Raw genomic sequence first — 22,648 nt, 5'->3', positions numbered from 1 at the left:
TCCGTTGTTGATCTTCCAAGATTGGTCGTTCTTACCAGCCGCTTCTCGGCAGCGACAAGCGGACCTGCAGGAACGTGTCACGATCGGCGCACCGGCCGCGGCTCGGCACGTTCCCAGCGCACCGGCGGTGCCGGCCGGTCCGGCGGCCCGGTCGGCGCCCTGCGGGCGGCCGGTGCCAGCACCGCGGCCAGCACCGCGGTGAGGGCGGCCAGTTCGTCACCGGTGGGCCGGCCACGGAGCACCCGCAGCAGCGGCCCGCACGGGCCGGGACTGCACGGGCCGGGCCCGGCGGGGGCGTGGGTGGCGCTCACTGCGGCGGGTTCCCGTGCTTGCGGGCCGGCAGCAGCGCGTGCTTGGTCGCCAGCATGTCGAGCGCCGCGATCAGGGTGGCCCGGGTCTCGGCCGGGTCGATGACGTCGTCCACCAGGCCGCGCTCGGCCGCGTAGTACGGGTGCATCAGCTCGGCGGTGTACTCCTTGACCAGCTGGGCGCGCGTGGCGTCCGGCGTGTCGGAGGCGGCGATCTCCCGGCGGAAGACGACGTTGGCGGCGCCCTCGGCGCCCATGACGGCGATCTCGTTGGTCGGCCAGGCGAACGAGAGGTCCGCGCCGATCGAGCGGGAGTCCATCACGATGTACGCGCCGCCGTAGGCCTTGCGCAGGATCAACTGCACCCGGGGCACGGTGGCGTTGCAGTACGCGTACAGCAGCTTGGCGCCGTGCCGGATGATGCCGCCGTGCTCCTGGTCCACCCCGGGCAGGAAGCCGGGGACGTCGAGCATGGTGACCAGCGGGATGTTGAAGGCGTCGCACATCTGGACGAAGCGCGCGGCCTTCTCGGAGGCGTGGATGTCGAGCACGCCGGCCAGCGACTGCGGCTGACTGGCCACCACGCCCACCAGCCGGCCGCCGAGCCGGGCCAGCACGCAGAGCACGCTGGCCGCCCAGTGCTCGTGGACCTCCAGGTACTCGCCGTGGTCGACGATCTCCTCGATCACCTTGCGCATGTCGTACGGGCGGTTGCCGTCGACCGGCACCAGGTCGAGCAGCGTGTCGTTGCGGCGGTCCACCGGGTCGTCGTTGACGACGGCCGGCGGGGCCTCGCGGTTGTTCTGCGGCAGCAGCGAGAGGAGGTAGCGCACGTCCTCGATGCAGGACTGCTCGTCGTCGTAGGCGAAGTGCGAGACGCCGGAGACCCCGGAGTGGACGTCGGCGCCGCCGAGGCCGTTCTGGCTGATCTTCTCGCCGGTCACGGCCTGGACCACGTCCGGGCCGGTGATGAACATCTGCGAGGTCTCGCGGACCATGAAGACGAAGTCGGTCAGGGCCGGCGAGTACGCGGCGCCGCCGGCGCACGGGCCGAGCATCACCGAGATCTGCGGGATGACGCCGGAGGCCCGGGTGTTGCGCTGGAAGATGCCGCCGTAGCCGGCCAGGGCGGTGACGCCCTCCTGGATGCGGGCGCCGGCGCCGTCGTTCAGCGACACCAGCGGCGCACCGGCCGCGATGGCCATGTCCATGATCTTGTGGATCTTCTGCGCGTGGGCCTCGCCCAGCGCACCGCCGAAGATCCGGAAGTCATGGGCGTAGGTGAAGACCGTACGGCCGTGCACCGTGCCCCAGCCGACGACCACGCCGTCGGTGTGCGGCTTCTTCGCCTCCAGGCCGAAGCCGGTGGCGCGGTGCCGGCGCAGCGGCTCCACCTCGCGGAACGAACCCTCGTCGAAGAGCAGGTCGAGCCGCTCACGGACGGTCAGCTTGCCCTTTCCGCGCTGGGCCCCGGTGGCCCTCGGGTCTCCCGCGCGAATCCCGGCCCGCAGGCTCCGCAGCTCCTCGACCCGGTCACGCATGGTGGATGCGGCGGCCGCGGTCGTCATGGTGTCCGGCACCGGCCATCCCCTCCTTCTGCTCCTCGACGGTTCCCCGACGGTAGGCAGCGCCCGTGGCGGCGCGCCACGGTTCACCCGGCGCCGGTCCGCAAGCTGAACCGGCCGACCCGCTCCGCGCCCCCGCGCCGCCCGGAGTGGCCACAAGCTGCCACGGCGCAGGTGCGCGATCGGGTGACGGTGCGATGCTGCATCCCCACGCACTGCGATCGCGACATTTCGATCGCACACCACCCGCCAGTCCGAACCGTCCCCGCGGGCCCGTCCCGGGCGGGGCCGCCGGACCCCGCCGGACGCCAAGGAGTGTCATGTTCACACGGATCGGACGGTTCGTCGTCCGCCGCCCGTGGCTGGTCGTCATCGCCTGGCTGGTCGCGGCGGTCGCCCTGACCGTCCTCTCGCCCAAGCTGGAATCGACCACCGACCAGGCCGAGTTCCTGCCCTCGCACTACGAGTCCGTCCAGGTGGCCGACCTGGAGAAGCGCGCCTTCCCGGGACAGGACCAGCCCGCCGCGCTCGGCGTGTTCCAGCGCACGGACGGCGGTGCGCTGACCGACGGCGACAAGGCCGACGTGCAGAAGGTGGCCGCCGGCCTCCAGGCCAAGCAGTACCCCCACCTCAACAAGGTCCAGGCCGACCCGGGCAGCGTCTCCCCCGACGGCCGGATCGCGCTCGCGCAGATCTACGCCGACACCAAGAACGTCTACGAGCCGGCCGTCACCGACGACGTCAAGCAGCTGCGGGCTGACGCCAAGGAGCTGCTGAGCGCCACCGGCCTCAAGCTCGGCGTGACCGGGGCGGCGGCCAGCGCACTGGACGCCCAGGAGTCCGGCAGCAACACCGACGGCATGATCATGATGGCCACCCTGCTGCTGATCGTCGTCCTGCTGGGCGTCATCTTCCGCAGCCCGCTCATCGCCCTGCTGCCGGTGATCGTGATCGCCCTGGTCTACCTGACCGCCATCGGCCTGATCTCCACCGCCAGCGAGGTCTTCGGGCTCACCGCCGACGCCTCGGTCTCCACCATGCTGATCGTGGTGCTGTTCGGTGTCGGCACCGACTACCTGCTCTTCCTGCTCTTCCGCTACCGCGAGTTCCTGCGCGCCGGGCTGGAGCCGCGGCCCGCGATGGCCGAGGCCGTCGCCCGCGTCGGCGAGACCATCGCCTCCGCGGCCGGCGCCGTGGTGGTGGCCTTCCTGGCGCTCACCCTCTCCACCATGGGCATGCTGCGCGCCATGGGCCCCGCCCTCGCGATCGCCGTCGCGGTCAGCCTGGTGGCCGGCGTCACCCTGGTGCCGGCGGTGTTCGCGCTGCTCGGCCGGGCCGCCTTCTGGCCGTCGAAGGCCTGGAAGCGTGAACCGAAGAACGCCCTCGCCCAGCGGGTCGGCGGCCTGACGGCCCGTCGGCCGGGTCTGGTGGCCGGCGTCTCCGGCGGCCTGCTCGTGGTCCTCGCGCTCGGCGCCCTCGGTTTCAAGGCCGACTTCGACACCGGCGGGTCGATGCCGAAGAACCTGGAGTCGGTCCAGGCCATGGACGACTTGCAGGCCGGCTTCTCGGCCGGCCGGGCCGAGCCGACCCTGGTCTTCCTGGAGAACACCTCCGGCGGCAGGCTGCCCGAGGACCAGCTGGCCGCCTACCGCGACAAGCTCGCCGGTATCGAGGGCGTCGCCCAGGTCGCGCCCGCGGCACCGAACACCGACGGCTCGGTCGTCCAGTACAGCGTCTCGCTGAAGTACCGGCCGATGGAGGACAAGGCGATCGACCTGGTCGACGGAACGCTCCGGGACCAGGCGCACGCCGCCGCCCCGGCCGGCAGCCGGGCCCTGGTCGGCGGCACCACCGCCGTGATGGCCGACATCCGCACCGCCGTCGAGCGCGACTACACCGTGGTCTTCCCGGTCGCCGGGCTCGCCATCATGCTGATCCTCGGCCTGCTGCTGCGTAGCGTGGTCGCTCCCTGGTTCCTGATGCTCTCGGTCGGCCTCGGCTTCGCCGGCACGCTCGGCGCGACGGTCTGGCTGTTCCAGGGCATCAAGGGCAACGACGGCGTGCTGTTCAGCCTGCCGGTGCTGGTCTACCTCTTCGTGGTGGCCATCGGCACCGACTACAACATCCTGATGGTCGCCCGGCTCCGCGAGGAGATCCGCGGCGGTAGTGACCCGCGGGCGGCGATCAGGCACGCCGTCGCCCGGTCGGCCCCGACCATGGGCGCGGCGGCCGTCATCCTGGCCGGCACCTTCGGCGTGCTGATGCTCGCCGACAACTCGATGCTCCAGCAGATGGGCTTCGCCGTGGCGTTCGGCATCCTGCTGACCGCCTTCGTGATGGCGCTCTTCCTCGTCCCCGCCACCACCACGCTGCTGGGCCGCCGCGCCTGGTGGCCGGGGCTGGCGCAGCAGGAGCCCGCCTCGGCCGGCGAGGAGCCCGTCCTGGTCGGCAGCGGCCGCACCACGGGCTGAGCCCGCACGGGTACGGCGAAGGGGGCCACCTCACCGGTGGCCCCCTTCGCCGTTTCCCGCGTTCGGTTCGGGGAGCGTCAGGCGCTGCGGTGCTCGACCAGGCCGACCAGGGCGGCCAGGGCCGCGCGGGCCGGGACGTCCGGCAGGGCGGCCAGGGCGTCCCGGGCATCCGTCGCGCAGGCGTGCAGCAGCTCCCGGGCGCGCGCCTCGGCGCTGGAGTTGCGCATCAGCTCGGCCGCGCGCCGCCGGTCGCGGTCGGCGGCGAGCGGTCCGGCCTCCAGCAGGACGCGCAGCTCGGCGGCGCGCGGCCTGTCCTCGCTGAGCGCGAGCAGCACCGGCAGGGTCCGCACACCGACCGCGAGGTCGAGCGCGGCGTCCTTGCCGGAGTCCTGCGGCTCGGAGGCGAAGTCGAGCAGGTCGTCGGAGAGCTGGAAGACGATGCCGAGCTGCTCGCCGTACTCCGCCAGTGCCCGGACGGCCGGTTCGGGCGCGCCCGCCACCTCGGCGCCCAGGCGCACCGCGAGGGACAGCAGCGAGGCGGTCTTGTCGGCGATCACCGCGAAGTGGTGGGTGATCGGGGACTCCCCCGCCTCAGGTCCGGTCAACTCCCGCAGCTGCCCGCGGACCAGGCGTTCGGCGGCCTCGCCCTGCAGCCGGATCGCGCCTTCGCCGAGGTCTGCGGCGAGCTGCCCGGCCTTGACCAGCAGCCGGTCCCCGAGCAGGACGGCCGTCCGGTTGCCCCAGCGGGCCGGGGCGCTCGGGACGCCGTGCCGGCTGCGGGCGCCGTCCATCACGTCGTCGTGGTGCAGGGAGGCGACGTGCACCAGCTCGACCAGGGCGGCCGCGGCCGGTATCCGGCCGGCCGCCGTCCCGCGCGCCTCGGTGCCGAACTCGGCCGCGAGCAGCACCAACAGCGGCCGCAACCGCTTGCCGCCGGCCTCGATCAGGTACCGGGACCACTCGGCGACCAGCGCACTGGGGACGTCGGACGCCGTCTCGCGCAGCCGTGACTCGGCGGCGGCCAGGCCGAGGCGGAGCCGGGCGGTGAGCTTTGGGTCGGCGAGATCCAGGCGGCTCACGAGGGAGTCCGGCCGTGGCTCGGCGGTCAGCGTGGTCATGGTTCCTCCAGGCGGAGCGTCAGCACGGTCGTTCGAACCCGACCCTAGGAGTCCTGCCACCCGGATCGGGCCGTCTCACCGGCAGGGTGGCAACAAGCTGTCAACGGAGCGCCGACGAGAACGGCCGCCGGACCGCGGTCCGTGTGGGGACGGACCGGGGCCCGGCGGCCGTGGTACCGCGGGTGGCCGTGCGGGGGCGTCGACGACGGCCGGCGGCTGGGGCGGTGCTCGGTGCCGGGGGGTGGCGGGCGGTCAGGCGCCCATCGCCTCCACCAGGCTCTTCGGACGCATGTCCGTCCAGTGGGTGTTCACGTACTCGAGGCAGGACTCGCGGCTCTCCTGGCCGTGCACGACGGTCCAGCCGGCCGGCACCTCGGCGAAGGCCGGCCAGAGTGAGTGCTGGTTCTCCTCGTTGACGAGGACGTAGTAGGAGGCGCTGTCGTCCTCGAACGGGTTGGTCGCCATGATGCGGGGCTCCTGTCGGATGGTTGGGGATGGAACGTCGTCCTGTTGAACTGTCGTCAAAACCATGGGTTCACCGGGGTGGAGCGGCCTTCGGTGCGGTCAGTGCGCGCCCGCGGTGGCGGCCGCCATGCGGTGGCGCACCGCGGAGACGAAGCCCGGCAGCCGGTCGACGCCCCAGAACCGCTGGAAGCCGTCGATGAAGTACGGCACCCCGAAGACACCGTCCCGGTAAGGGGCGTTGAGCGCCTTCAGGCCGCGGCTTCGCACCTCCGGGTCCTGCCAGGCACCGCCCAGCAGCCCGGGGTCGAGGCCGAGACCGGCGCCGAGGCCGCCCACCACCTCGGGGTCGGAGATGTCCATCCCCTCCTCCCACCGGGCCCGGTAGGCCGCGTCGATGAACTGCCGCCCGTGACCGTGCTCCTCGGCCACCAGGTAGGCCAGGTGCGAGACCTCCCAGCGGGGCTCGCGGTCCACCGGCCAGACCATGCGCAGCTCCCGCTCCCGGGCCAGCCGGCGGACGTCCTGCAGGACGTAGAGGTACTTCTCCCGGGACATCGCCACGTAGGGCAGCTGGACGCCGGTGGCCTCCAGGTGGTCGTGGTGGGCGTCGTCCGGCTCCCAGAACGGCAGCCAGTCGATCGCCTCCGCGACATCGGGGTAGCGCGTGACCAGATCCCGGTAGGCCATCCAGGAATACGCGCTGCCGAAGGAGAAGTACCACCGCGGTGGCTTTCTCGCCATCACCGCCTCCAAGGAATTCGCGAGGAATTGCCGAACTGATTTCTATCGAGGCCCCGGAGGGCCGGACAAGCCGTACGGCAACTAACTGCCAGGACTCCCGGGAATTCCCGCACGGCCGGTCGGCCGGGCTCAGGTCAGCCCGGCGCCGAGCCGGGCCGCCGCGTCGATCAGCAGGCCGCCGTGCAGTCGGCCGGGGGCCCGCGAGAGCAGGGTCACCGGCCCGTCCAGCACCAGCGCCGCGACCACCCGGCCGGCCGCGCCGCGCACCGGCACGGCGACCGCGGCGAAGCCCAGCTCGCCGGCGCCCAGGCTCTGCGCCCAGCCCTGCCGGCGCACGTTGGTCAGGGTGACCGCACCGAACCCGGCGCCGCGCATGGCCCGGCCGAGTTCGTCCGGGTCCTCCCAGGCGAGCAGGGCCTGCGCGCCCGCACCGGCCTTCATCGGCAGCGCCACGCCGAGCGCCGAGCGGGCCTGCCGCCCGGTGCCCGGCCCCTCGGCGGTGGCCACGCAGATCCGCAGGTCCCCCTGGCGCCGGTAGAGGCGGGCGCTCGCCCCGGTCCGGACCCGCAGGTCGGCCAGCACGGCGTCGGCGCCCTGGAGCAGCCGGTCGCGCCCGGCCTCGTCGGCCAGCTCGCCGATCCGCGGGCCGATCAGGAAGCGCCCCTGGGCGTCCCTGGTCAGCAGCCGGATGCTCTCCAGGGCCAGCGCCAGCCGGTGCACGGTGGCCCGGGAGAGCCCGGTGACGTCGCTCAGCGTCCGCAGCGAGGCCGGTCCGCCGGCCAGGACGCCGAGCAGCAGCGAGGTCTTGTCCAGGACGCCGACGCCGCTGCTCGGCCGCCCGGTCGCGGTGCCGGTCACGTCAGACGAGCCGGGCGGCCAGGTCGCGCAGTAGCGCGTCCCGCTCGCCCAGCAGGTAGAAGTGGTCGCCGGGGAAGACGGTCAGGTCGAAGGAGGCGGCGGCGACGTCCGCCCAGGCCGCCATGTCGACCGGGCCGATCCCGCCGTCCCGGTCGCCGACGTAGCCGACCACCGGGCAGTGCACCGGGTGGCCGGGCTGCGCGCGGTAGGTGCCGACGATCCGGAAGTCGGCCCGCAGCGCGGGCATCACCAGCTCGAACAGGTCCGGGTCCCGGATCAGCTGCGCCTCGGTGCCGCCGAGGCCGAGGACCTCCTGGATCAGGGCCTCGTCCCCGCCGAGGTAGGTGGGCTCGGGGTTCACCCGGTGCGGGGCCTTGCGGGCCGAGACGAACAGACCGGCGAGCCGGACACCGTGGTCCCGCTCCAGCCTGAGCGCGACCTCGTAGCCGAGCGAGGCGCCCATGCTGTGGCCGAACAGGTGGACCGGCACGTCCAGGAGGGGCAGCAGCGCCTCGGTGACCGCGTCGGCGAGCTCCGGCATCCCGGTGATGCACTCCTCGGCGATCCGCTCCTGCCGGCCGGGGTAGCGGGTGGCCAGCACCTCGACCCCGGACGCGAAGTGGTCCGCCCAGCCGTGGAAGGCACTGGCGGCGCCACCCGCGTGGGGCAGGCAGACCAACCGCCTGGCCACGTCCCCGTCCGGCGGCGGGTAGCGCCGGAACCAGCGGCTGTCGACCGCGCTCTCGATCATCTCTCCCTCTCCTCTCGGTCCGTCAACCCCGGGCGGCCTGCAGGGCCGGAGCGGCCGCCGCGAGGGCCTCCGGGCTGTCGACGGAGAGCACTTCGGTCTCCGGTGTGATGCGGCGGACCATCCCGGCCAGGGTCCGGCCCGGGCCCAGCTCGATCAGCCGGCGGCAGCCCAGCGGGCCCACCAGCGTCCGGACCCCCGCCTCCCAGAGCACCGGGGAGACCAGCTGGCGGCCCATCAGGTCCGGCCAGTCGTCTCCCGAGGCGTGCGGGCGGGCGTCCACGTTGGCGACCACCGGCGTGTGCACCGGGGCGAACCCGACGCCCGTGAGGGCCGCGCGCAGCCGTCCGGCCGCGGGCGCCATGTACGGGCTGTGGAAGGCCCCGCCGACCGGGACGCTGATCAGCTTGGCGCCGATCCCCGGCGCCTCGGCGGCGGCCGCCGCCACCCCGTCGGCGGAGCCCGAGAGCACCACCTGGCCGGGTGCGTTCACATTGGCCACCCAGACCCGGTGGCCGGCCTGCCGGGCGTCCTCGACCAGCGTCTCGACCGCCGGCAGCGGCGCACCGACGAGCACCCCCATGGTGCCGTCGGACAGTTCGGCGGCCTCCCGCATGGCGCGGCCGCGGACCGCGACCAGCCCGGCGGCGTCCGCCAGGCCGAGCGCCCCGGCGGCCACCAGCGCGGCGTACTCGCCCAGGCTGTGGCCGGCACAGGCGGCCACCGACGCACCGGCCGTCAGGCCGGCGCGGTCCGCCTCCTCGAACGCCATGACGGCGACGGTGAAGACGGCCAGCTGCGCCAGGTCGGTCCGGCGCAGCCGTTCGGCGTCGGCGTGCAGGAGCAGTTCGGCGACGTCCTGGCCGGACTGCTCGGAGACCGTCTCGACGACGGCCCAGGCGCCGGTCTCCTGCCAGGGCTCGCCCATGCCCTGCTTCTGGGTCCCCTGCCCGGGGAACAGCAGCGCGATCGGTTCGGGGGTCATGGATGCACCTTCGGTCGGTGGGTCACCGGCGTCCCGGGGCTTCGCGGCGGAGCCGGACCCGCCGGGGGAACGGCCCCGGCTCCGCCGAGTGCCGCCGCCCGGCCCGTCTCCCACCGGGACGGGCCGTGTCTGACGGCGGCTCCGGCAGCCCGCCCGGGGAGGTGGCTGCCGGAGGCTCTGTGGTGCTGCGGACGCGGCCCGTGCGGGCCGGTCCCGGTCGGCGGCGGGCCGGGGCACGCGGTGCCCCTCCGCCGCCGCCGCGGTCGCGGTGGTGCTGCGGCCGCGGTGCGGTCGTGCCGCCCGCCGGAGCCCGGTCGGGCGCTCCGCCGGGCCGCCCCTCGGGTCCGCCCCTCCGGACCGGGCTCCGGCCGCCGCGCAGACCCGTCCGCGGCCCGTGGTGGTACGGCCGCGAACCGGCCGGTCGAGGTGGCCCCCGGCCTTCCGCCGCCATTTCTATCCGCCCCCCGGAGCCGGCGGCAACGCCCGCTTCAGGAAGCTGCCACCGGCGCGTCCGGCGGCCGGCGCGGCGGGCGACGGCGCAGGTCAGGCGGTGCGCCGGGCCGGTCGGGAGGCCGGGCCGAGGGGCAGCAGCCCGAGCTCGGCGGCCCGCGCGCCGGCCTGGAACCGGGAGTTCGCGCCGAGCATTTCCATGATCTCGGCGACGTAGCGCCGGTAGGTTCGGACCGACACCGAGAGCTCCCGCGCGGCCACCTCGTCCGTCACCCCGGCGTTCAGCCGGTCGAGGATCCGCCGGGCGAACTCCGCCCGGGCCCAGCCGCCGAAGTCGAGCTGCTGCTCCACCGGAATCGCCCGCCGCCAGACGCCGGCGAACAGGTTGTGCAGGGTGCGGATCACCGAGACGTCCCGGACCACGGCCGCCTGGCGGTTCCCGGTGACCAGGTCCGCGCAGGCCAGCACCACCTGGTTGTCCACCAGGACCGTTTCCATCCAGGGCAGTTGGGCTGTGCGCACCTCCAACTGGCGGCCCGCGTCCAGCTGCGTGCGGACGAACTCCCGGTCCAGGGTCTCCGGCACGCACAGCAGCCGCACCGTGACGGCGTCGCCGCAGGCGGCGAGCATCTCGCCGAGCGCCCGGTAGATCCCCTTGGCCCGGGGCACGTCCGAGGCCAGGACAACCTCCAGACCGCGTCTGGTCCGCCCGATCAGCCGGGCCGCCTCGGCCGAGAGCACCGCCTCGTCCGGTTTCACGGAGGTCACCACGGCGCCCCGGGACACGAAGTTCCGGTGCCGCACCACGGCGTCCTCGATCAGTGCCTGTACCTCCAAGAGCCCGCGCTCGACCTGGTCCCCCGGTCGGCGGCGGGTGAGCGGTGCCGGTCCCGGCACCGCCGACAGTTCCCTCATGGTTTCCCCCATGACATGCGACTCCGTCCATCGCCATCGAACAGCGCGGCGGCACGGCAGCCCTACCGCCCTGTCAGCAAGCTGCGTGGCCGACCCGCCGATCCGCGCCGGCACCCCCGGATCGGCCACGGTCCGCGCACGGTCGCCCACGCGCGGTGGCGATCCGCCGGAGCGGGCCCGGACACCTGACCGATTCCGGTCATGACAGCTACTGGCCAATTCCGAATTCCCGGACCCCGGCAGGCACTACGTTCGAGCCAGCCTTTCGAGGGAGGTAATTCCGTGAATAGCAGTCGGCTCACGGACCCGACCGAACACGGCATTTTCCACCGGCTCCTGACAATGATGTCGGAGACCGGGGTGCCGTTCCGTCTGATCCACCACCGGCCGGAAGGACGTACCGCCGAGGCGAGTGAGATGCGCGGGCACGCGCTGCGGCAGGCCGCGAAGTCCATCGTAATCCGGACCAGGACCGCCGGGAGCCCGCCCCGGCACAGTGTCGTCGTCGTCCCCGGTGACCGCCGGGTCGACCTGGAAGCCGTCGCCCACCACCTCGGCGGCGATCGAGCGGCCTTCGCCGACCGGCAGACCGCCGAGCGGCTCACCCTGTGCCGCAGCGGGTCCATCGTCCCGTTCACCTTCGACCGCGACCTCGGGCTACTGGCCGACCCCGGCCTGCTCGAACACGAAGAGATCTTCTTCAACGCGGCCCGGCTCGACCGTTCGCTGGCCGTGGCGCCGGCGGACTGGGCCACGCTCGCGCGACCGCTGATCAAGCCGGTCGCGCAGCGCGATCCGGTGGCCGCCGGCCACTGACCGTCCGGCCCACCGGACCCGGCGACCCGGCCGGGGCAGGCCGAGCCGGCCAGTGCGACGCGGCGGAGCTCCGGTAGTGCGGCGATCCCGCGCCACCGGAGCTCCGCCGCATCCGGGTCAGCCGACGGCCGCCATCACCGCGTGCTCCGCCACGGCGTTCTCCGCCACCGCCCAGCCACCCGCGTCCAGCAACCGCGACAGCGCCGGCGCGGACCTCTGCTGCACCAGCAGCTCGACCAGGCCGCGCGGGCAGTCCATCGAGTGCTCGATCCGGACGTCCTCGATGTTCACGCCGATCTCGCCCACGGCGGTGAACAGCCTTGCCAGGGCGCCGGGTTGGTCCGGCACCAGGACCGGCACGGCGGTCAGGTCGGTGAGCGGCGTTCCCGACTTGTGGGCGACCCGTGCCCGGCCCTCGTTGCCGGTGCGCAGCAGGCCGTCCAGGGTGGACGCGGCCGCCCTGCGCCGTACGGCGTCGGCACCGCCCAGGGCCCGCAGCGCGCCGATCGCCCGGCCGAGGTCGGCCGCGTAGGCGTCCAGGACGTCGGCGACGGCGGTGGCGTTGGCGTCCAGGATCTCGTTCCAGAGACCGGGGTCGCCGGCCGCGATCCTGGTGACGTCGCGCAGCCCCTGCCCCGAGATCCGGATGCTCTCCTCCCCCGCGCCCGCCAGCCGGGCCGCCAGCAGCGAGGAGACCAGGTGCGGGGCGTGCGAGACCAGGGCGACGGCGCGGTCGTGCGCCGCCGCGTCCATCACCACCGGCGTGCCCCCGCACAGCGAGGCCAGCTCCAGCGCGCGGTTCAGCGTCTCCTGCCCGGTGCACGGGGAGGGGGTGAGCACCCACGGCCGGCCCTCGAAGAGGTCGGCCCGGCCGGCCAGCGGCCCGGAGCGCTCGGTGCCCGCCATCGGGTGGCCGCCGATGTAGCTGGCCGGGTCGGCCCCGGCCCGGTCGATCTCGTCGTGCGGCTGGGCCTTGACGCTGGCGACGTCGGTGTAGGCGCGGGCCAGCCCGGCCCGCTGCGACCGGGCGAGGACGGTGCCGATGTGCGCGGGCGGCACCGCGAGGACGGCGAGGTCGACCGGCCCGTCGGGGGCGGCCAGCGAGCCGGCGCCCATGGCCTCCGCGGTCCGGGCGGCCGTCCGGTTCACGTCGTCCAGGTACACGGTGACGCCGTGCCTGGCCAGCGCGAGCGCGATGGAGGTGCCGATCGCCCCGGTTCCGATGACGGCGGCGCTCCTCATCGGTCGGCCGCCCGGGTCGTGCCGGCGGCCGCCGTGGCCTCGGCGTGGGCCGAGGCCCGGGCCCGGGCCTCGGCCTCCACGAAGCGGGCCAGCCGGGCCGTACCGTCCTCGACGTCGGCGCGGGTCAGGTAGCTGAAGGAGAGTCGCATGGCGTGCTCGCCGCCTCCCTGCGGGTAGAAGTACGACATCGGGGTCCAGATCACGCCGTACTCCTCGGCGGAACGCAGCAGGGCCGCGTTGTCGGCGGGGAACGGCACGTTGACGGTGAGGAAGAACCCGCCGCTCGGCACGTTCCAGGAGAGGCCGAGCGAGCGGCGCCGCTCCTCGGGGAAGTGCCGTTCCAGCTGCTCCAGCACGGCCGCCAGGACATCCCCGTAGTGCGCGGCGGGCCCGGCGTTGAGCTCCGAGAGCCGCCCGTCGGCGGCCAGCAGCAGGCCGGCCACGGCCGCCTGGCTGAGCGGCGGGGTGTTGACCGTCACCATGCTCTTGATCCGGGCCAGCTCGTCGGCGAGCAGGCCGGTGCCGCCCTGTGCGTCCTCGACGGTCTGGTCCGCGACCACGAAGCCGATCCGCGCCCCGGGGAAGGCCGTCTTGGAGTACGAGCCGAGGTGTACCACCCGGCGCCCGGTGTCGAGCGCCTTGAGCGTGGGCAGCCGGGTGCCGGTGCTCATCAGGCGGTAGGGGTTGTCCTCGATCAGCAGCAGGTCGAGCCGCGCCGCCAGCGCGAGCAGCTCCTCCCGGGCCTGTAGCGGCATGGTGTTTCCGGACGGGTTGGAGTGGTCGGGCACCAGGTAGAGCGCGCGCGGGCGCCGCCCCCTGGCCCGCTCGGCCAGGACCGCCGCCTCGACCGCCGCGGTGCCGATCCCGTCCGGCCCCTCCTCGACGGGGGTGACCGGGATGCCCAGCAGGGCGGCGGCGCCGGTGATCCCCACGTAGCAGGGGCTGGCGGCCAGGAGCACGTCCTGCGGGCCGGCGAACAGCGCGCGCAGGGTGAGGAACATCGCCTCCTGGCAGCCCACGGTGACCACGATCGAGCCGGGGGTGGCGTCGATGCCCTCGTCCGCACGCAACGAGTCGGCGATCAGGCCGTTGATCAGCCCGGCGGTGGGGCCGTACTGGAAGAGCTTGGTCCGGACGGCCTCGGGGGTGTCGCCCTCGGCCGCCAGGTGGTCGAGGTAGCGGCGGACGTGGCCGAAGAGCTGCTCGGTGTCGAAGAAGCCCTCGTAGGGGCGGCCCGGTGCGAAGGAGACGGCCCCGGGGTAGCGGGTGGTCACCTCGTTGAGGAAGTTCATGGTGTCCAGCACCGGGTCGCCGAGGCTGGCGTGCAGCTCCTCCTTGCGCAGCACGACCGGGGCGGCGGGATCCGCCGCCGGCCGGCCCGGAACCGCCGCCGGCGCCGCGGTCGGCGCGGGGCCGGCGCCGGCCGGGCGCAGCAGCGCGGGGCCCGCGGCCGCGGCCGACGGCGTGCCGGTGAGCAGCAGTGCGTCCGCCAACTCGCCGACCAGGATGTCGAACACGTCGGCGACGCCGTCCTGCCCTGCCACCGCCAGCCCGTGCAGCACCGGGCGGCCGAGCAGGACGGCGTCGGCGCCGAGCGCCAGCGCCGTCAGCACGTCCGTGCCGCGCCGCACCCCGCCGTCGAGCAGGACCGGGCAGCGGCCGGCCGTCGCGGCCGCGACCTCCGCCAGGACGTCCACGGTGGCGTGGGCGCCGTCGAGTTGGCGGCCGCCGTGGTTGGAGACGACGAGGCCGTCCGCGCCGGCGTCGAGCGCCCGGGCGGCGTCCTCACCGGTGGTGACGCCCTTGAGCAGGACCGGCAGCGGGCTGAGCGACTTCAGCCAGGAGACCACCGACCAGTCCAGTGCGGGGTCCAGCTCGGTGCGCGAGTGCCCGCTGGGCGAGGAGTAGTCGCCCGGCGGCAGGTTGGCGGGCACGATGCCCTCCGGCAGCCGGAATCCGTTGCGCAGGTCGCGCAGCCGGCGGCCGAGCCGGGGCGTGTCCACGGTGAGGACCAGCGCCTCGAAGCCCGCCTCGGCGGCCCGTTCCACCAGCCGGCGGGTCACCGACCGGTCGCGGAAGCAGTAGACCTGCAGCCAGAGCGGCGAGTTCGCGGCGGCGGCCAGCTTGTCGAAGGGCTGCCCGGCGAAGGTGCTCACCACGACCGGCAGGCCCGCCACCCCGGCCGCCTGCACGGTGGCCGTCTCGCCGCCGGGGTGGACCAGCGTGTGGTAGGCCATCGGGGCCACGCCCACCGGGGCGGCCCAGCGGCGGCCGAGCACCGTGACGGCGGTGTCGGCCTCGGCCACCCCGGTCAGCACCCGGGTGCGCAGCCGCCGCCGGTCGAAGGCGAGGAGGTTCTCGGAGAGCGTCCGCTCCTCCCCGGCGCCGCCCTGGAGGAAGTCCCAGACCTCCGGGTCCGTCCCCTCGCGCGCCAGGGCCGCGTAGTCGTCCAGGGTCAGCGCCTGCCGCGGCGCGGTGCGGGGGTCGGCGGCGCTCATGCGGCGACCGCCTTCGCGCCCGGGTGTCCTTCGGTTGTGACGTCGCGTTCGAACATCGTGCTTTCCCAATCGACGGGGGCAGAGCCGGTCTCCATTGGACGCGGTCGATCGCCCGCGGAGCGGCCCCGGCGGCCCGGATCGTCAGGTTGCTGACACGCGCCGGGCCCGCGCCGGGCCCGCGAGGGCGCCACGCGGGCCCGGCCGGCGGTCGCGACCGCCGTCAGCGGGCCACGGCCGCCTCACCGCGCCAGGCCTCGGCCGGCGCGGCGGCGGGGGTACCCGCCGGGATCGCAGCGGCCTCGGTGGCGGCGGTGGCCGCAGCGGCCTCGGTCGCGCGGCGGCGCCGGTAGTACTGCACCGTCAGGGCGCCGACCAGCGGCCCCCAGGCCGCCAGCGGGCCGTAGGCGACCCAGAAGACCACCGTCTGCCACCCGTGCGTCACGGTGCCGTCGGGGTTCCCGTTGATCATCAGGCCGAGGGCGGACATCAGCAGCCCGTACGGGAAGATCAGCAGGAGGGTGGCGCCGATGCCGGCCGGGACCACCGCGGCCTTGATCGGCACCCGGCGGCCGCGCAGCACGGGGACCCAGCGCGGCCACACCTCGCCCCAGCGGGCGATCAGCCCGAAGCTGAGGAAGGCCAGGACCTCGCTGAGCACGCTGAGCGCGACCACGTACTGCGGCCCCTCGAAGATCACCGGGCCGTGTCCCTCCGGGGGCGCCGCGCGGTGCTCCAGCAGCGGTGCGCCGCCGGCCACCCCGGCGATCCGCCAGATGCAGGAGGGCGTGGTGGTCAGCGGAACGGCGTAGGCCGCCCACAGCGCCCAGCGGGGCACGCCGGCCGCCGTCCGGCCGTGCAGCTTGCTCAGAATGGTGCGAGCGGTCATCGGGAGTCCCCCTGGGGTACGTGCGTCCGGCCGGTGGGCGGATCGGCCGAACTCCCCCGGCCCGACGGGCAGTTCATGCCTTCGTGTGATCAAGCCTGGCAGCCCGCCGGGCCGCTCGCGTCCATCGTGCGGAGGGACCGGCTCACCCGCACGGGGGAGCCGGAGCTGCGCCCCGCGGAGGACTGGGCCGCACCGGGGACGGCCCGGCGGGGCCGCGACGGGTCACCGGTCGCGCTGGGCCGGGATCGCGGCCGCCTCCGCGGCCGGAGCGGGGCTCCGCAGCGCGCCGAACCCCTCGATGGGGATGGTGTCCCAGCGGCGGTAGGCGATCGTCATCCGGCCGACGGAGAGCACCCGCTCGCCGTCCACCAGCGTCTCGCCCTCGAAGACCGTGGTGTCGTTCATGGCCAGGGCGACCCTGATCCGGTGCTCCAGCGCCACTCCCGGGTGGACCGGCCGGTGGAACCGGACGCCGCTGACCCCGCCGAGCAGCATCACGGCCTCGGGCGCGTCGCCGGCCGCCATGCTCGCCAGCAGGCCGGCGGTCTGGCCCCACGACTCGACGAGCAGCGCGGGCGGGTAGGCCAGCCGCTCGGCCGGGGTACCGAAGGGGAGCCCCAGGTAGCAGGGCTCGTTGCCGGTGACCGCCTTGACCGCGGTGATCCGCTCACCCGGTACGGCCTCGACGATCCGGTCCACCAGCAGCATCGGGCGCCGGCGCGGGAGCAGCCGGGCGATTCCGTCCAGCCCGATCACCGCGCGGCCTCCGCGCCGTAGCGCAGCCGCGCGGACGAGGCCGGGCCGCGCGGGGTGGCGACGGTGACCGCGCAGGTCCACTCGTCCGGGCCCTGCTGCGCCCAGGCGAGTTCGACGCTCAGCTCGTCGCCGGGGAACGCCGCACCGGTGAAACGGGCCCGGTCGACGGTCTGCAGGTGCAGGCCGGGCACGGGCAGGTTGGCGTCGGCGCTCGCCCAGGCGTAGTCCAGCAGGGAGACCCCGGGCAGGATCGGGAAGCCGTCGCAGGGGCCGGAGAACACCGGCTCCAGGCTCGCGACGTACCGGATCGGTGCGGGCACCGCCGGTCCGGCCGCGCCGGTCCGGGCGGCCGCGCCCGGGCCGCTCCCCGGGATCATGCCCGGCCTCTTGCCGGGCGGGTGCCGCGGCCGCGGCGGGTACGGCAGGTGGCGGCCGACCGGCCGCGGTCGGCGGCCGGGTGCGGGGCCGCGGGTGCGGCGGTCCGCCGCGTGGTGCCGGGGTATGCCGGGCAGCGTCTGGCCGACGGTGTGCGGGCCATCCCTGTCTCCTGTCATCGGAAGGTGGTCCGGCCGGTGCCGCCGCGCTCGCGCGGGTGCGCTGCGCAGCGGGCGGGGCCGTCGCGCGGTGCCGGTCGACCGCACCGCTCTCTCGGTGAATGGTTCACCGGAGCGCGGTGCGGCGGAACGCCACGTCGAACAATTCGAACCCCCCAGGTGAAGCCGCCGTGGAGGAGACGGGGAGGCGGCGGGGAGGCGGCGGGAAGGCGGCGGGCGGGTGTCCGCAGGGCGGCCGGACCGCACGACGGGGCGGCCGCCGGACCGGACCGGTGCGTCCGCGCGTCACCCGACCAGGGCGGCCTCCGGCTTCCGGCTCCGGCCGGCCGCCTCGGCGGCCCGGCGGCGCCGGTAGTAGTGCACCGTCAGGACGGCCAGCAGCGGCCCCCAGGCGGCCAGCGGCAGGTAGGAGACCCAGAACGCGACGGTCTGCCAGCCGTGGGTCATCGTGGTGTCCGGATTCCCGTTCACCATGCGGCCGTTGGCGAACATCACCATCGCGTACGGAAAGACCATCAGGAGCGCCGAGCCGACGCCCGCGGGGACGACCGCCGCCATGATCGGCACCCGGCGGCCGCCCAGCCCGGGGACCCACCGCGGCCACACCTCGCCCCACCGGGCGACCAGGCCCACGGCGAGGAAAGCCAGCGCCTCGCTGACCACGCTGAGCGCGATCACGTACCACCAGGAGCCCTCGCCGCTCACCAGGACGGCGCCGTGGCCTTCCGGTGGCGCGTCGTTGTGGTCGATCAGCGGCGCGTTGAGGTTCATCGCCGCGATGCGCCAGATGCACGAGGGCAGCGCCGTCAGGGTCGTCGCGTACGCGGTCCACACCGCCCAGCGGGGCACGCCCGCCGCCGTCGGGCCGTGCAGCTTGGTCAGGATGGTGCGAGCGGTCATCGGGAGCTCTCCTCGTTCGGATACCCGATCGGTGGCGGGGCGGCCAGGGCCTCCACCGATCCGGCGGGCGGTACCTGCCTCTTGCTGGTTCAACGGTGCCGGACGGAACAGGCCCCGCGCATCTGCCGCGAGAAGGGGCCGCCTCCCTCGCGCGGGGGAGGCGGCCCCTCCACCGCACGCAGGACGGACCCGGCCGGCCGGCGTCCGGACGCACGACGGCGCCCGGCCCGTGGGGGGCCGGACGCCGTGGCGGCCCGGGTCAGGGCGTGTCCGACCGTTCGCCTCGTGCCCGACGGGATTGGTCTCCCCGAGCACCTGCGGACGGTCCCGGGCTCAGCCGACGCGCAGCGGGAGCGCGTCGAGCAGCCGGGCCGGGAACACCTTGTGGGTGAGCTCGCCCGCCGGGACGGCCAGTTCGACCGTCTCGTAGCGGTCGAGCAGCGCCGCCACCACCGCCTCGGCCTGGACCTTGCCGAGCGCGGTGCCCAGGCAGTGGTGGATGCCGTGGCCGAAGCCGAGGTGGGCGGCGGTGCTGGCCCGGATGTCCAGCACGTCGGGGTTGGCCCGGTACTTCGGGTCGCGGTTGCCCGCACCGGTCGCGACCACCACGAAGTCGTTCTCCGCGATCAGCACCCCGCCGAGCTCGACCGGCTCCGCGGCCACCGAGAGCATCGCCAGGTGCACCGTGGTGTCGAAGCGGGCGAACTCGTCGACGGCGGCCGGGATCAGCGAGCGGTCGGCCCGCAGCAGCGCGAGCTGGTCCGGGTGCACCATCAGGGCCCGGACGCCGTTGGAGATCAGGTGGCTGGTCGGCCCGAAGCCGGCGCTCTGGATCTGGAACACCATCGAGACGAGCTCCTCCAGGCTGAGGATCCCGTCGACGTCGTGCGCCCGGACCAGCTCGCTGAGCAGGTTGTCCCCGGGTTCCCGGCGGCGCAGCTCCACCCAGGTCAGCACCAGATCGGCCAGCTCCCCGGCGATCTCGCGCATCCGCTCCGGCGGCTCGAAGTTGAGCGCGTTGGCCAGCCGGGTGAACTCCGCCTGGTCGCCCACCGGCACGCCCAGCAGCTCGCAGAGCACGGTGATCGGCAGCGGGTACGCGACGTCCGCGAGCAGCTCGATCTCGGGCTTGCCGGCCACCGCGTCGAACAGCTCGGCCACCACCTCGTTCACCCGCGCCCGCCGTGCCTGGACCTTGCGGTTGGTGAACGCCTTGCCGACCAGGCCGCGCAGCCGCCCGTGGTCCGGCGGGTCCATGGAGAGCAGGTGACTGGTCAGCACCCTCTCGCCGAAGGTCTGCTCCTCGGGCTCGGGCAGTGCCTCGACGCCCATCAGCGCGGCGGCGGCCCGGGCGATTCTGCCCTGGTCCTTGACCAGGCGTGGATCGGCCAGTGCGGAACGGCCCTCGGCGTACCCGACGACCAGCCACACCGGCGTCGGGCCGAAGCGGACCTGGACGACGGGGCCCTGCTCACGCAGCCGCGCGTAGACGGGGTACGGGTCCCGGTAGAAGTCCGGCCCCAGCTCCTCCAGGTCCGCCCCGGGTAGTTCCAGCGCTTCGACGGCGGTCTGCGTCATGGTGGTGTCTGCCTCTCGGGTACGACTCGCCAAACGTTCAGGCGACAGCTCTATCAGCGTCACGGGTGCCCGGTCCCCCCCGCATCGAAGAATCGAGAGCGGCTATTCCGACGGCGCCGGCCCGCACTGTCCCACGTCCGATACGGCCTCCAAGTCCCCTCCCCGGCGCGCTGTCAACAACCTGACAGTTCGGTGGACCACATTCCGGGCCGACGGAATACTCGTCGGAACTTGGTAGGAATGGGCGGCACTTCACGACATTCCCACGACGGCGAGGAAGGATTCCGGCGGCCGCGGACACGACTGTCGATGCAGCACTCCGCACCTTCCATTTATCGATAGGTGACTGAGAAATGTCGCGTGGATTCTCGATCGGCATCGTCGGAGGTGGCGCGGCCGCAGTCTGCCTGATCGACGCGCTGGCCCGGGCCCGCGGCGGACCGGGCAGCGTCACGGTGTTCGAACCGTCGCCCGATCTCTGGCGCGGCCGCGCGTACCAGGTCGACACCGAGACGCTCCGGGTGAACGCCACCCCCGACGACATGTCGGTGCGGGCCGGCGACCCCGGGCACTTCGAGCGCTGGCTGGCGGCCCGGGACCGCGCCACCGGCGGCCCGGCGGAGTTCGACCCCTGGTCCGGCGTCCGCTTCGCCCCGCGCACCGTCTACGGCGAGTACCTGGAGCAGACCGCCGCCGCGGCCCTGGCCGACCTGCGCAGACAGGGCTGGCAGGTGAACCTCATCGGGGAGCCGGTGACGGCCGCCGACCGCGGCCCGGACGAGGTCGTGCTGCGCTCCGGCCGGGGCGGCGTCCGGTCCTTCGACCACGTGGTCCTCTGCGTCGGCGGCGACCGTCCCCAGGACGGCTACGGCCTCGCCGGCGCGGCGGGCTTCGTGACCGACCCGTACCCGGTCCTGGGCCGGCTCCGGCAGATCGACGCGGACGACCACGTGGCCGTCCTCGGCAGCGGCCTGACCGCCGTCGACATCGTGCTCTCGCTCGCCGCCCAGGGCCACCGCGGCCCGATCAGCCTGCTCTCCCGGCGCGGCGTCCTGCCCGGGGTCCGGCAGCGCCCGATCCCCTTCGAGCTGCGGCACTTCACCACCGAGCGGCTGCGGTCGCTGGCCCGGCGGCGGCGCCACCTGTCGATCGACGACCTCGGCGCCCTGATGCGCGCGGAGTTCCGCGACGCCGGCGCCGACCTCGACGCGGCGATGGCCGACCTCGCGGCGCTCGGCCGGGAGGACCCGGTGGCGCGGCTGCGCCGCCAGCTCGGCGACGTCGACTCGCCCGCGATGGGGCAGCGCATCCTGCAGCGCGCCGTCCCGGAGACCGGGCCCGACGTGTGGCCGCTGCTGCGGCCGCGGGACCAGGCCGAGGTGCTCCGCAGCCACTACCGCACCACGATGAGCCTCTGCTGCCCGATGCCCCCGGGCAGCGCCGCCGCCCTGGTGCGGATGTTCGACAGCGGGCAGCTCGCCAACCGCTCCGGGCTGCGGAGCATCACCGTGCGCCCCGACGCGCGCTTCGACGCCCTGACCGGTACCGACGCCGCCGTCACCGCCGACACGGTGGTGAACGCGGTGAACGCCGCCGAGGACCGGATCCCGGCGGCGGCGCGTCCGCTGGTCGACTCGCTGGTGCACGGCCGGGCCGCGGACCGGCACCCGTACGGCGGACTGCACCTTGAGCGCGCCACCAGCCGGCTCACCGTGGACGGGCGGCCGGACCCGCGCCTGTACGGGCTCGGCAACATCGGGGCCGGCGCCCTCTTCTTCACCTGGGGCGTGCCGTCCCTGGTGGACCGCAGCGCGGACATCGTCGCCGCGATCCTCGACCACTCCGCGGAGCTGGACGCCGCCCGGGCCGCGGACGTCCTGGTCTCGACCTGAGCGGCCCGCACCGCCCCTCCCCGGGGCGTGTCCTTCGGGTCACGCCCCGCCCCCTGCGACCCGAGAGGAACGATCCGTCATGACCACCACGGCCCCGCGGCCGGAGGCCGAGTTCCTGGCCGACACCGCCACCGGCCTGCCGATCCCCGGCGAGCCCGAGTTCGCGACCCCCGAGGAGACCCGGCGCCACCGCAAGCAGCGGCTCGCCGCCGCCCTGCGGCTGTTCGGCAAGTACGGGTTCGGCGAGGGTATCTCCGGCCACATCTCGGTACGCGACCCCGAGCACGCCGACCGGTTCTGGGTGAACCCCTTCGGCGTCTCCTTCAAGCGGGTCAGGGTCGCCGACCTGATCTGCGTCGACTCCACCGGCCGGGTGGTGGAGGGCCGGCACCGGGTCAATCCCAGCGCCTTCGTGATCCACTCGCAGATCCACGAGCTCCAGCCCGGGGCCACCGCCGCCGCGCACGGCCACACCGCGCACTCCCGGGCGCTCGGTGCGCTCGGCCGGCTGCTGGAGCCCATCGACCAGGAGGCCTGCGCGTTCTACGGCCGCCAGGTGCTCTACGACGAGTACGAGGGACCCTCGGTCTCGCTGGCCCAGGGCCGGGACATCGCGGAGAAGCTCGGCGACAACCGCGCCATCCTGCTGCGCCACCACGGGCTCATCACGGTCGGCGGCTCGCTGGACGAGGCGGTGCACTGGTTCTTCACCTACGACAGCTGCGCGCAGGTCCAGCTGCTCGCCCACGCGGCCGGGACGCCGAAGGCGTTCAGCCACGAGCAGGCGCTGGCGGCCGGCGCCGGGTTCGGCGACGCCCAGCTCGGCTGGTTCAGCTTCCAGCTGCTCTGGGACGAGATCGTCGCCGAACAGCCGGACCTGCTGGACGAGTAGCCCCGGGTCG

20 protein-coding genes are annotated in these 22,648 nt (G+C 74.5%); 4 read left to right on the top strand and 16 right to left on the bottom strand.

Going from position 1 to position 22,648, the window contains the following annotated elements; all coding sequences use genetic code 11:
- Positions 1-77: 77 nt before the first annotated feature.
- Together ACF9IK_RS29245 and ACF9IK_RS29240 are read right to left on the bottom strand one after the other, a co-directional pair.
- Positions 78-311 carry an acyl-CoA carboxylase epsilon subunit gene (locus tag ACF9IK_RS29245; protein WP_395297065.1) on the bottom strand — a complete coding sequence of 78 codons (234 nt, stop codon included), beginning with the start codon at positions 309-311 and terminating at the stop codon, positions 78-80.
- Positions 308-1,876 carry an acyl-CoA carboxylase subunit beta gene (locus tag ACF9IK_RS29240; RefSeq protein WP_395298715.1) on the bottom strand — a complete coding sequence of 523 codons (1,569 nt, stop codon included), beginning with the start codon at positions 1,874-1,876 and terminating at the stop codon, positions 308-310. The genes ACF9IK_RS29245 and ACF9IK_RS29240 overlap by 4 nt, the downstream gene beginning before the upstream one ends.
- Before the next feature lie 317 nt (positions 1,877-2,193).
- On the opposite strand from ACF9IK_RS29240, the gene ACF9IK_RS29235 reads away from it, so the two are divergent.
- Entirely contained in the window at positions 2,194-4,344 is a 2,151-nt protein-coding gene (locus tag ACF9IK_RS29235) for an MMPL family transporter (RefSeq protein WP_395297064.1), read from the top strand.
- A gap of 77 nt (positions 4,345-4,421) precedes the next feature.
- Here ACF9IK_RS29235 and ACF9IK_RS29230 read toward each other — a convergent pair whose 3' ends face one another.
- The 7 genes from ACF9IK_RS29230 to ACF9IK_RS29200 all read right to left on the bottom strand — a co-directional run bounded on the left by ACF9IK_RS29230 (position 4,422) and on the right by ACF9IK_RS29200 (position 10,624).
- A complete protein-coding gene (locus ACF9IK_RS29230; protein ID WP_395297063.1) occupies positions 4,422-5,462 on the bottom strand; it encodes a polyprenyl synthetase family protein in 1,041 nt (346 codons plus the stop codon).
- A 252-nt stretch (positions 5,463-5,714) separates the two neighbouring features.
- Complete coding sequence (locus ACF9IK_RS29225; protein WP_176190830.1) at positions 5,715-5,927, bottom strand: MbtH family protein; 213 nt, start codon at positions 5,925-5,927, stop codon at positions 5,715-5,717.
- 99 nt (positions 5,928-6,026) lie between these two features.
- Entirely contained in the window at positions 6,027-6,668 is a 642-nt protein-coding gene (locus ACF9IK_RS29220) for a DsbA family protein (RefSeq protein WP_395297062.1), read from the bottom strand.
- A 129-nt stretch (positions 6,669-6,797) separates the two neighbouring features.
- Entirely contained in the window at positions 6,798-7,526 is a 729-nt protein-coding gene (locus ACF9IK_RS29215; RefSeq protein WP_313762792.1) for an IclR family transcriptional regulator, read from the bottom strand.
- Between the two features lies 1 nt (position 7,527).
- The gene (locus ACF9IK_RS29210) at positions 7,528-8,277 is read right to left on the bottom strand and encodes a thioesterase II family protein (protein WP_395297061.1); all 750 of its coding nucleotides are present in this window, start codon (positions 8,275-8,277) and stop codon (positions 7,528-7,530) included.
- Between the two features lie 22 nt (positions 8,278-8,299).
- Positions 8,300-9,259, bottom strand: a complete 960-nt coding sequence (locus ACF9IK_RS29205; protein WP_395297060.1) for an ACP S-malonyltransferase — start codon at positions 9,257-9,259, stop codon at positions 8,300-8,302.
- Between the two features lie 543 nt (positions 9,260-9,802).
- A complete protein-coding gene (locus ACF9IK_RS29200; RefSeq protein ID WP_313762795.1) occupies positions 9,803-10,624 on the bottom strand; it encodes a LuxR family transcriptional regulator in 822 nt (273 codons plus the stop codon).
- A 360-nt stretch (positions 10,625-10,984) separates the two neighbouring features.
- Between ACF9IK_RS29200 and ACF9IK_RS29195 the strand changes: the two genes are divergently transcribed.
- Positions 10,985-11,440 carry a YbaK/EbsC family protein gene (locus ACF9IK_RS29195; RefSeq protein ID WP_395297059.1) on the top strand — a complete coding sequence of 152 codons (456 nt, stop codon included), beginning with the start codon at positions 10,985-10,987 and terminating at the stop codon, positions 11,438-11,440.
- A gap of 117 nt (positions 11,441-11,557) precedes the next feature.
- Here the strand turns inward: ACF9IK_RS29195 and ACF9IK_RS29190 are convergent, their stop codons facing one another.
- The 7 genes from ACF9IK_RS29190 to ACF9IK_RS29160 form a co-directional block, all read right to left on the bottom strand.
- Positions 11,558-12,682 (bottom strand): prephenate dehydrogenase, encoded by a 1,125-nt coding sequence (locus tag ACF9IK_RS29190; protein ID WP_395297058.1) that lies wholly within the window; start codon positions 12,680-12,682, stop codon positions 11,558-11,560.
- Positions 12,679-15,180, bottom strand: a complete 2,502-nt coding sequence (locus tag ACF9IK_RS29185) for an aminotransferase class I/II-fold pyridoxal phosphate-dependent enzyme (RefSeq protein ID WP_395297057.1) — start codon at positions 15,178-15,180, stop codon at positions 12,679-12,681. The genes ACF9IK_RS29190 and ACF9IK_RS29185 overlap by 4 nt, the downstream gene beginning before the upstream one ends.
- Before the next feature lie 220 nt (positions 15,181-15,400).
- On the bottom strand, positions 15,401-16,066 hold the full coding sequence (locus ACF9IK_RS29180) for a hypothetical protein (RefSeq protein ID WP_395297056.1): 666 nt from the start codon (positions 16,064-16,066) through the stop codon (positions 15,401-15,403).
- Between the two features lie 222 nt (positions 16,067-16,288).
- The gene (locus ACF9IK_RS29175; protein ID WP_395297055.1) at positions 16,289-16,822 is read right to left on the bottom strand and encodes a 3-hydroxyacyl-ACP dehydratase FabZ family protein; all 534 of its coding nucleotides are present in this window, start codon (positions 16,820-16,822) and stop codon (positions 16,289-16,291) included.
- Positions 16,819-17,199 (bottom strand): hypothetical protein, encoded by a 381-nt coding sequence (locus ACF9IK_RS29170; protein ID WP_395297054.1) that lies wholly within the window; start codon positions 17,197-17,199, stop codon positions 16,819-16,821. The genes ACF9IK_RS29175 and ACF9IK_RS29170 overlap by 4 nt, the downstream gene beginning before the upstream one ends.
- Positions 17,200-17,661: 462 nt before the next feature.
- Entirely contained in the window at positions 17,662-18,276 is a 615-nt protein-coding gene (locus ACF9IK_RS29165; RefSeq protein WP_313762802.1) for a hypothetical protein, read from the bottom strand.
- 333 nt (positions 18,277-18,609) lie between these two features.
- Positions 18,610-19,854 (bottom strand): cytochrome P450 family protein, encoded by a 1,245-nt coding sequence (locus ACF9IK_RS29160; protein WP_395297053.1) that lies wholly within the window; start codon positions 19,852-19,854, stop codon positions 18,610-18,612.
- A 353-nt stretch (positions 19,855-20,207) separates the two neighbouring features.
- Between ACF9IK_RS29160 and ACF9IK_RS29155 the strand changes: the two genes are divergently transcribed.
- Positions 20,208-21,746 carry an FAD/NAD(P)-binding protein gene (locus ACF9IK_RS29155; RefSeq protein WP_395297052.1) on the top strand — a complete coding sequence of 513 codons (1,539 nt, stop codon included), beginning with the start codon at positions 20,208-20,210 and terminating at the stop codon, positions 21,744-21,746.
- A gap of 79 nt (positions 21,747-21,825) precedes the next feature.
- Positions 21,826-22,638, top strand: a complete 813-nt coding sequence (locus ACF9IK_RS29150) for a class II aldolase/adducin family protein (protein WP_395297051.1) — start codon at positions 21,826-21,828, stop codon at positions 22,636-22,638.
- Positions 22,639-22,648: the final 10 nt, after the last annotated feature.

Origin of the sequence: Kitasatospora hibisci, assembly GCF_043950205.1 — a bacterium.
Lineage (GTDB): Bacteria > Actinomycetota > Actinomycetes > Streptomycetales > Streptomycetaceae > Kitasatospora > Kitasatospora hibisci.
The sequence above is the reverse complement of the archived record's forward strand: the minus strand, read 5'-3'. Positions and strand labels throughout refer to the sequence as shown.